6 protein-coding genes are annotated in these 7720 nt (G+C 56.5%); 5 read left to right on the forward strand and 1 reads right to left on the reverse strand.

Annotated features, from left to right (window positions below; all coding sequences use genetic code 11):
* Positions 1–116: 116 nt before the first annotated feature.
* Entirely contained in the window at positions 117–1913 is a 1797-nt protein-coding gene (locus IBX51_RS02910; RefSeq protein ID WP_291828540.1) for an acyclic terpene utilization AtuA family protein, read from the reverse strand.
* A 133-nt stretch (positions 1914–2046) separates the two neighbouring features.
* Here IBX51_RS02910 and IBX51_RS02915 point away from each other — a divergent pair, with 133 nt between their 5' ends.
* The 5 genes from IBX51_RS02915 to IBX51_RS02935 form a co-directional block, all read left to right on the forward strand.
* Entirely contained in the window at positions 2047–2667 is a 621-nt protein-coding gene (locus IBX51_RS02915) for a TetR/AcrR family transcriptional regulator (protein WP_291828549.1), read from the forward strand.
* Between the two features lie 345 nt (positions 2668–3012).
* Positions 3013–4053, forward strand: coding sequence for a hypothetical protein (locus tag IBX51_RS02920; protein ID WP_291828551.1), 1041 nt, complete (start codon positions 3013–3015; stop codon positions 4051–4053).
* A gap of 62 nt (positions 4054–4115) precedes the next feature.
* Complete coding sequence (locus IBX51_RS02925; protein ID WP_291828542.1) at positions 4116–5126, forward strand: putative solute-binding protein; 1011 nt, start codon at positions 4116–4118, stop codon at positions 5124–5126.
* Between the two features lie 15 nt (positions 5127–5141).
* Complete coding sequence (locus tag IBX51_RS02930; RefSeq protein WP_291828543.1) at positions 5142–7193, forward strand: TRAP transporter large permease subunit; 2052 nt, start codon at positions 5142–5144, stop codon at positions 7191–7193.
* A gap of 291 nt (positions 7194–7484) precedes the next feature.
* Positions 7485–7720 (forward strand): hypothetical protein (locus IBX51_RS02935; protein ID WP_291828545.1); only part of this gene is annotated, 236 nt, incomplete at its 3' end.

The following is a 7720-nucleotide window of genomic DNA, read 5'->3' on the forward strand; positions in this document are numbered from 1 at the left end:
CCTTCCGGGACTGTGCGCAGCAGGGATGCTGCGCTCAAGCCTACAGGGACGTATTCACGGCGTGTCCCGGAAGGCCGTCCCCCGGTGGGGCGCTTGCGCCTAACAAAAAAGCGGTGTCAGTTCCTGAGCAAGGATGAAGGCACTGGCACAGGAAACTCCAACAGCTGCTGCGCAAAGGCCTTGCCCTGCGGATCAATCCGAAGCGAAGCCACACCACCGCCGCCAAGACTGTGCTCCAGCAAAAAATTGAACGCATGCAACCCCGGCATCGCCCAGCGCGTCACCTTGCCGGATTCGGGATGCAGCGTGTGGCTCATCCACTGCGCCACCGCCTGCTCCGTCAACGCGGCCTCTATGTAAGGAACAAACTCCGCATCTCGCGCAATCACCCCAATATTGCTGTGATCACCCTTGTCGCCCGAGCGTGCCCAGGCCAGCTGGATCAGCGGCACCGTGGTGTCAGTTGCCACCTCAATTCGCACCTCTGGCTCAGGTACCAGCGCCGAGGCATCAAAACCGCCTTCGCAAGCCACTTCAACAGCCGATTTCGCGCCCGCCAGGTCTACCGAAACCGATATCTCAGACTTCGGCACCAGGCACGAATACAAACGAATCTTCGGCCACACCGTCGGCCGGCCGCCAACAATGCCGGTAATCCCTGGCGCCATGCCTGTGGCCGCCTGGGCAATTTCCCGGGAGAACAGCACCAGAGCCTCTTTCTTGGGATGGGCCGTGGCAATCTTCACCACCACCTCACGGGTATTGTCGCAGCGGCCATGGCCGCCGTAAGTGGTTTCAGTGCCCAGTAACTCAACGCTGGTTTCAGAATAATCTGGCAGACCACGTTCGCTGAACATCGCGGACGTCTTCTCAAGGATGGCCTCTGCAACCCGTTGTGCCTTGGCTGCTGCGTTGATGCCGCCCATCAGAAAAGTCACTGTGCATTTGAAGCCATCCGGCCAGGTGCCAGACACCTTATAGCTGTCGGTTGGAGGCAGGCCATGGGCACCGGACACCTGCACCCGATCCTTGCCGATTTCTTGCAGCGTTACCTGGGTGAAATCGCAGGTAACATCCGGCAGCAAGTAGGCTCGTGGGTCGCCAATCTCGTACACCAGTTGCTCGCCAACCGTGCCCCGACTCACCAGGCCGCCGGTGCCCTCCGGTTTGGTCATCACAAAATCGCCCGAGGCGCTGACCTCGGCAATCGGGAAGCCCATGTTGGCGTAGCCGTCGGCGACTTGTTCCCAGTCGGTAAAGTTACCGCCAGTAGATTGCGCACCGCATTCCAGCAAGTGCCCGGCCAAACTGCCCTGGGCCAGCTTGTCGTAATCGTTCCAATCCCAGCCAAACTCGTGAATCAGCGGCGCCAGTACCAGCGCACTGTCTGCTACCCGGCCAGTAATAATAATGTCGGCACCCTGATCCAGCGCCGCCACCAGCCCGGGCGCACCCAGGTAAGCGTTCAGGCTCACCATCATGGCGGGGAAGGGCTGGCCGGTGGTCATCTCGGTGATGCCAGCATCGGCCAGTTTCTTTTTCTTCATCACCAAGTCGTCGCCCAGCACCAGGGCGATTTTCAGATCAATACCCGCCTTTTCACACAGGGACTGAAGTGCGTCGCGACAAGCTACGGGGTTAACGCCGCCGGCGTTGGCCAGCACCCGGATGCCCTTGTCCTTAATCTCTCCGAGCAATGGGCCCATGACGGTCTGAACAAAATCCCGGGCGTAGCCCTGGGTGGGATCTTTCATTTTTTGGCCGGCCATGATCGACATGGTGATTTCAGCCAGATAATCGGCCACCAGATAGTCGATGTTGCCCTGGCGCACCAGCTGGGCGGCGGCGGTTTCAGTGTCGCCCCAGAACGCGGCAGAGCAGCCGATGCGAATGGTGTTGTTGGGTTGTGACATAGTGTTTGCCTTGCTCCGTGTGCCCCTGTGCATGAGGGGTATCCAACGATAGAACTGACAATACCAAGCAAGCGCTTGGTTTGTAAACAGGCAAAACTCAGGTAAAATAGAAATATCTTTTATCGCCAGCCGGATAGCCCTTGTGAGCCCTAACCAGATTCTTCAGTCCCTGATTGCCGAGCAGCTTGTTTCCGATCCAGCCAGTGCGCGCGGGCGCTTGCTTAATGAAGCCGCACGCCTGTTCCGGGATAAAGGCTATGAGCGCACCACGGTAAGAGACCTTGCTGCTGCTGTTGGTATTCAGTCTGGCAGCCTGTTCCATCATTTTCGCACCAAAGAGGAAATCCTGAAGGCGGTCATGGTAGAAACCATTCGCCTGAACACTGCGTTGATGCAGGCCGCTGCGGACCGGGCCGAGTCACCTCGCGACAAGCTTAAGGCCTTAGTTCGGGCGGAGCTGGAATCCATTAACGGCCAGACGGGAGAAGCCATGGCCGTGCTGGTTTATGAGTGGCGCAGCCTGTCTGAAGCCTCTCGGGCCCAGGTGTTGGAGTTACGTGAGATCTACGAGGGGTTATGGCTATCCGTGCTTGAATCGCTTAGTGATACAGGTCAGCTCCAGGCTGAGCCCTTTGTTGTTCGCCGGATGCTGACCGGAGCGTTAAGCTGGACGGTCACCTGGTACAAGCCTGAGCGCGGCGGTCTGACGCTTGACGGATTGACGGAGCAGGTTATGGCGATGATGGGGCTGTGACCCAAATGACCGGGCTCAGTCATCCATTGCCATAGTTGCTCCGAAAGCATGGGGTTTCAGAAGTTATTGTTTTAAATCAATAAAAACTAAAATATCTCTTTCCCTCCCGGACCATTGGCCTGATCGGCATATAAATTTCGGCAATCGAGCCATTTTTGTCTGACAAAAATCAACGCATTCTTCTCGCCGTAAAGATTGTGCGCCGGGGTTGGGACCATTTGGTGGTTCCGAAGGCGTAGATTCACGGTCTGGCGGGGCCCAAATCTAATAGAAACGCTCGTCATTCCTTAAAGACAAAAACAAAGCTAAACAGGGCAATCTATGATGTACCCAAAGGAATCCTTTATGGGCCGATGCTCGGCTCTGCTCAAAACATTCTCCCTGCCCGGGCTGGCCTTGTTACTGGCAGGCTGCTCTGCCAATCCGATCTACACCACCACAGGCATCGTGTTGTCTAATTATGCCGAGTCTGAGGCAACGCCCTACGTGTTGCAGATGTCAGACACCGAGATGGCGTGCGCCCTTGGTGAAGGGACTGACCCCCTGATCTATTCATTCTCCCGTGTTACCTCAGCCCCGGATACAACAGGCTCCCTTCTCATGCTGTTGGCCGCTAATTGCAGTGAGTACCGCGCCTGGGAAGCCGAGCTGAATTATTTGCGGGCGGAATACAACGACAACATACCCGCAGCCAGAGATGCCCGTGAAAGCGCCAAGCGCTTGCACGCCAGAACGGCCGAGCGCCGCTATAACTCTTACCGGCGGGCAATGGCTGCATACGATTTTGACCCCGCAGCAGAGCCACTCGAGTGCCCGTTCCTGTTCACCGATCAGGACGAGTTGACTTTCTTGCTCGGTTTGTTGACCGGCATGCAGGCCATTGTGAACGATGCCAGTTCCGGTGCGTTAGCCGGTGTACCACGCAACATCGCGCCCCGCGCCGAACGAGCGGCCCAATGTGTTGAGAATGACAAGTGGGGCGGCTTGCCAAACGCCATCCGGGCACTGGTCTGGTTGTTGTTGCCGGACACTCGCCCTGAGTTGTCTCCCGACCCCTGGCAGGTGTTGGACAGCAGCCGAGAACAGGGCGTTGAGATGGGCATGCGAGCCTCCCACGCTGTTCAGGTTGTTGCCGCCGAAACCTTTGGCCGCCCGGACGTCCTGGCCGATGCGATTGCGCACTTTGCAGACGCCGACACCCTGCTTGATGTATCTGAAGACTATCGCCTGGTGGACGAAGTGGCCCGCACCATCGTTCAGTTCTCATCCGACAAGCACTGGACGACCAACTATGGCTATCGCACGCCCAGCAACTTCTTCGGGAAGATGAGCCCGGAGCGGTCCAACAGTCATGTAGAAGTGATGGACCTGGACGGCCTGCTCTAAGAGCGGCTGCCAGTTCCAAACTCCGATTTGCCCACAAACACAAGAATCATCCGGAGGTCGTCATGATCCGTAAATCCCTCGCTGCATTAACTCTGGTGGCGGCTGCACCGCTGGCCTCAGCCCAGGCCGTTTCCATGTGCGTCTTTGACGTTATTGGTGCCAACGGTGACGTGTATAACCTGGTTAAAGACTACGCGCTGGAAATGCGATCGCATGGTGTGAATTTCAATCTCAGGCCTTACACCGATGAAGGTGTGGCGGTGGGTGATTTTAACGCTGGCCAGTGTGATGCCGTGGTCGCTACGGATATTCGTATCCGCCCGTACAACCGGTTTACCGGCAGCTTGAGCGCCGTTGGCGCAATCCCGACCTATGACGATCTTGAGACACTTCTTGCAACATTGGTGCAGCCCAGGGCGGCGTCACTGATGAAGCACGAAGGCTTTGAGGTACTTGGCATTGTGCCTGTCGGTGCCGGTTACCTTTTTGTTAACGACCGAAACATCAATACGGCCGGCAAGTTGGCCGGAAAGCGCATGGCAACACTGGATTATCAGCGCGATGCCGTTCACATGGTCAACTACGTGGGGGCCACGGTTGTTCCCTCGGACATCACCAATTTTGCCGGCAAGTTCAACAACGGTTCGGTTGATACCGCCTATGCACCGGCTTTTGCCTACGAGGCGTTGGAGCTCTACAAGGGTCTTGGCGATAACGGCGGCATTGTAGACTACCCCTTAGCCCAGCTGACAATCCAGATTGTGGCCCGTGAAGGCGCGTTGGATGACGACGCCGCTCAAACATCCCGGGAAGTGGCCTGGGGTATGTTCCCTCAGGCCATGAGTCTTATCGAAAGCCAGGAAAAAGCCATTTCTGAAGAGCAGTGGATTCGAATCCCTGATCGAGACATTACCGGCTACCAGGAAATGTTCCGCGAGAGCCGCGTTGAAATGCGCGACGGCATAAATGGGGCACCCAGCGTGTACGACCCACGCATGATGAACCTGCTCAGTAAAATTCGCTGCGCCAGCAACCCGGGCGCGTCTGAGTGCACGGCAGATAACCGGGAATAATTGGAGCGGACTAACATGAACTGGCGTGCAATGACTGACTCAGGCGCAAAAACGCTTTACCCGATGCACCGGCTGCATGGGACTATCCTTCTTTTGCTGCTCCTTGTGACCTTGCTGATGGGGATGGGTAATTCACTTCATTCCCGAATGCTGTGGATCGGGGAGCAGGTTTGGCCAAACTATTACTTGCTCAACCCGGATGCTGTAGAGCCCACCTGTAATCTCTATATCGACTTAGACAGAGAAGTAGAGCGTCGGATTCAGGCTTATCAACCGGATCCTGACGATCTGTTCAGCTCACCACCCAATGCCGATGCTGTCAGGCAGTCACTGCAAAGTAACCTGGCACTGTGTGAGCAGCGGCACTTGCAGTTTGCCGAGAACCAGAAGCATGCCACCTGGGCGCTTGGTGCTTACAAAAGCATTGAGCAAGGGCTCGCTGGCTTCTTGCTCGACAACATCGACCTGACCAAGTTTCTGTTTATCGCCATGTTTGCCATGGCTGCGGCCATTTCGGCGCTGGACTCTGATCATATCGCCTTGAGATTGCCTCGTAATCGGGCTGAGTGGCGCTTGAGTCAAGGGGTTCAGTTCTCGGTTAATGGCCTGATGGTGCTCTCGCTGAATGCCTATCTTGGGCGATTATCGACGTCGCCCGGGACCGAGAGCACGATGATATTGCAATATGCCTGGGCCGGAGTGTTCGGTCTGTTCATGGTGATCAACGCTGTGCGCTTCTTCTTGATTCCGGAGCGCATGAAAGCCGGCTCCCTGTCGCTGTCGTCAGGGCTGGTTATCCCGTTGTATTGCGCAATGGGACTGATCTCGATGAGTTATTTCTTCTTTGTTGACGGCTACACATCAGGCCTGGCGATCTATTTCGGCATGATGGCCAACCTGTCGTCCATGTTCATCAACATCGGGCTTTACGTTCTGGTGGGCATGATGCTCAAGCAGACCCAAATTCCGGAGTTGCTGCTGAATCTGGTCAAGCCGTTCAATTTGCCGGCGCCCATGTTGGCCTCGGTGATCATCTTTGCGACGGCCTTCCCGACTGCCTTTACCGGCGCTTCCGGTATTTTCATTCTGGCGGTGGGCGGTGTTATCTATGACGAGTTGCGCAAGGCGGGTGCTGGCCGCCAGTTGTCTTTGGCGACCACGGCGATGTCGGGCAGCCTGGGCGTGGTACTCAACCCGTGCCTGCTGATTGTGGTGATTGCGGCCCTGAACAAAGAAGTGACCACGTCGGAGTTGTATGGCTGGGGTTTCTGGGTGTTTATCCTTTCGGCGAGTCTGTTTTCTTTCATCGTCTGCAAGACCGAGGGCAACTGGAAGCCCAAGCCGGCTCCGGGTGCCTTCCGGGCGGCCCTGCGAGAGCTCCTGCCGCTAGTCCCCTACGCCCTCACGGCAGCCGCGGTCATCCTGTCGGTCTGGGTGGTGCTGGGGCTCAAGTTCAACGAGTACAGTGCGCCAATGATTCTGCCCTTGGTGATGCTGGCCCTGGTGGTGTTGGATTCTGGCAAAGAGAGTCGGGTTAGTCCCGCAAGCCGCACACAGATGTTCTTCGAGCGCAGCACCGCTGCGGCCAGTGATTCGGCCGTGCATATTGGTGCTTTGCTGGCGCTGATCGGCTTCTCAATTTGCTTGGGCGGCATTCTGGAGCGTTCGGACATTGTGCACGCCTTGTTCCCGGAAAACCTGACCAGCGCCTGGATCGCTATGCTGATCATAGTGGTTATGTTGACACTGATCGGTATGGTGATGGATCCGTTCGGTGCGGTCATTCTGGTGTCGGCCACGGTTGCCCAGCCGGCGATCCAGATCGGCATTGATCCGCTGCATTTCTGGATTGTGTGTCTGGTGGCCTTTGAGCTTGGTTATCTGAGCCCTCCAGTGGCACTTAACCATCTGCTGACACGACAGGTGGTGGGCGAAAAGGAGGTGCTGGTGGCAGAGCGCACCGGCTCTTTCTGGAATCGCTACAAGCGCCTGTTGCTGCCGCTTACCGTGATGGTGCCCAGTTTGCTGTTGGTGGCCTTTGTACCGATGCTGTTCTACGCCTTGTAGTTGGCGTGAGGCTCGAAAACCCGTGGAGTTCTGCTTCACGGGTTTTCTTGTTTTGGACTGAAATTCGGCGAAAGGAGCAGGTTGGAGGGGTTTTCTGAAACACGCTGTGAATACGTCCATGTACGCTCCGCTCCGCCATCCATGGCTCCGCAGGGTTTCAGAAAACCCCTCCAACCTGCTCCCCCATCGTTGTGCGCAATTTGCCCGGGCCGGGATTAAATGATTTTGGAACTTTGTTCTATAGTTTGCGTACAAATAAGGCAGTTCTTCAAAAATGCAAAGAGGACGACCGTGAAAAGTATCTTGCCGCAGTATCTTGTGCTGTCTGGAGTGGTGTTACTCGCAGGATGCGGTGGTGGTTCCGGAAGTCTCGAATCCCGGCCCCCGGCTATTGATCTTGGTCCGTTGTCGGGTGTTATCAGCATTGAGTCTGGCAGTCGGGTTGATCAGGATACGATGGATCAGTTGCGGTTTGCCGATGCCAGTCCCGCCTCGGGTGCCCAAACCCTGCCGGCCAGTTTTGTTCT

The sequence above is a fragment of the Marinobacter sp. genome (genome assembly GCF_014859525.1).
Lineage (GTDB): Bacteria > Pseudomonadota > Gammaproteobacteria > Pseudomonadales > Oleiphilaceae > Marinobacter.